The organism is Mycobacterium sp. (genome assembly GCF_049585075.1).
Classification (GTDB): Bacteria; Actinomycetota; Actinomycetes; order Mycobacteriales; family Mycobacteriaceae; genus Mycobacterium.
In genome coordinates this window covers 1-1,852 of sequence record NZ_JBAUZA010000062.1, presented here as the reverse complement: position 1 = coordinate 1,852, position 1,852 = coordinate 1, and the positions used below count along the sequence as shown (strand labels likewise).

2 protein-coding genes are annotated in these 1,852 nt (G+C 62.1%); both read right to left on the bottom strand.

Features of this window, described 5'->3' with window-relative positions; translation table 11 throughout:
• Positions 1–50 precede the first annotated feature (50 nt).
• Positions 51–737 carry a hypothetical protein gene (locus tag WB785_RS02800; protein ID WP_424077174.1) on the bottom strand — a complete coding sequence of 229 codons (687 nt, stop codon included), beginning with the start codon at positions 735–737 and terminating at the stop codon, positions 51–53.
• A gap of 491 nt (positions 738–1,228) precedes the next feature.
• The coding region (locus tag WB785_RS02795; protein ID WP_424077173.1) for an Rv3717 family N-acetylmuramoyl-L-alanine amidase at positions 1,229–1,852 on the bottom strand (624 nt) is incomplete at its 5' end.

Sequence of the window (1,852 nt, the reverse complement as noted above, 5' to 3'; positions counted from 1 at the left end):
GCCGGCCGTGCCGGCGCGTTCGGCGGGATGCCTCGAAAACGAGAAACCGTCTAGTGTTCACATTGCCCGGCGGGCAATTCCGCTATGTGAGAGGTCAACCATTTGCTTACTTCAGTGAGTTCTTGGGTGCCGTCACTGAACGACCCTGATCCCGGTTGCGTGGCCACGGCAACGGCGGTCAGGCCCGTTGGCGTTTTCAGCACTCCAATTTGCCGTACCAAGTAGTTACCGGTTGGTGAGGGTCCCCACCCGCCTTTCAACCGGGTATCCGGGATGACCCCAAGCCCCCAACGCTGATCTTGTTCCACTTCCCCCATAAGCGTGAAGATCGGTGCGCTGGCGCTGTCGCAAACCGCGGCCGCGGTGAACCGGACCTGATTGGTCAGCGACCAGATGGTCTGGCCGAAGGCAGTGAACGGGGGCCGCAGCTTCCGCCACTCCACGGTCGTCGGATCGCCGTATCTGCGCAGGACGGCTTCGACTTTGTGCGCTGCCGTCACGGTATTGCCGCCCAAGCCGTCCCAGATCGACTCGGCGGCCCCGTTATCTGACTCGGTGATGGCGGCCCGTATCGCGTCGGTCGGTGGGTTTTCTTCGCCCAAGGCGGCGATGGTCAACGGGACTTTGCTCGTCGACCACGCGGGTCCCGTCGTCCAATCGCCGAATACGAGCTGCTTTTGGTTGGCGCCCACAGCGCTGATGACGAGACCCATGTTGGCGTGCAGCTTGTTCTGCAAGTTCGCGAACTCTGCGGCAAGCGGCGTGGTTGCGCTGCTCGGAGTCGGTCCCGGTGCGGTTGTGGTTGCCGCGGGCTGTGCGGGGACGGTGGCCTGGCGCGTTGAGGGCTTTGGGGCAGGCGATGGAGACGAAGGAACTAAATGATGCCTGGCAAATGCGCAACTTGTCAGCACGATACAGACCGACACCACGAGGGTTATGACGCCGGCAAGCGCCGATAGGGTGCCGCACCTACTGAAGTGGGGTTGTCTGACGAGCAGTGCCGCGTGGCGGACCGGCCTGATCCGTCCGACGTTACTGCTTCCTCTACCGCGCATGCCCGCAGCCACTCAAGCAGTCCAGGACATTGGAAGGCTGCTGGGGCATAGTGCTTGACGATCCTCCGCAGAACCGTTTGCTGTCAACGGTTCCCAGTTGCCATGTGGTGATCGGAGCCGTGGTGACGGTTCCGCTTGAAACCGATTGTCGGCAGCCTTGCAGTCCGAGCATTCTAGGTGTGACCTGCTTTTCCGGTGAGATAGGAGACGATCCCGTCGGTAACTGCCGCCGCGTATTTCGCTCGGCCATCCGCACTTTGCATCTGTGCGGCATCGTCGCCGTTCTTCATGTTGCCGAGTTCGACCAGAACCGCCGGATACTGGGCCAGATTCAAGCCCGCGAGATCGGGGCGACCGTACAGACCGCCAGACCCGATGTAAGTGGACGGTTGAAGACCCGACGCCAGCAGTGAATCGTGCATCGCGTGGGCTAGCTGAAGAGCTGGCCCGCCCTGGGCGTCGTTCAGTGGCGGACTGGAGTAATTCACGTGAAATCCACGACCGGTCGCCGGTCCTCCGTCGGCGTGGACGCTCACGATCGCGTCCGGATGCATCGCGTTGGCCAGCGCGGCGCGTTGATCAATGCAGGGGCCAACTGAATTGTCGTCGTCCCGGGACAGCTGGGTGCGTGCACCCATCTGGTTGAGTGCATCACGGATACGCAGAGTGACGTCCCAGTTAAAGGCATGTTCGGGGTAGCCATCGTTGGTCGCAGTGCCCGTCGTGTTGCACTGCTTCGTACCGCCCCGGCCGTTTTGGACCTGCCGGGTTATCGATGAGTCGTACACGCCGTTGTG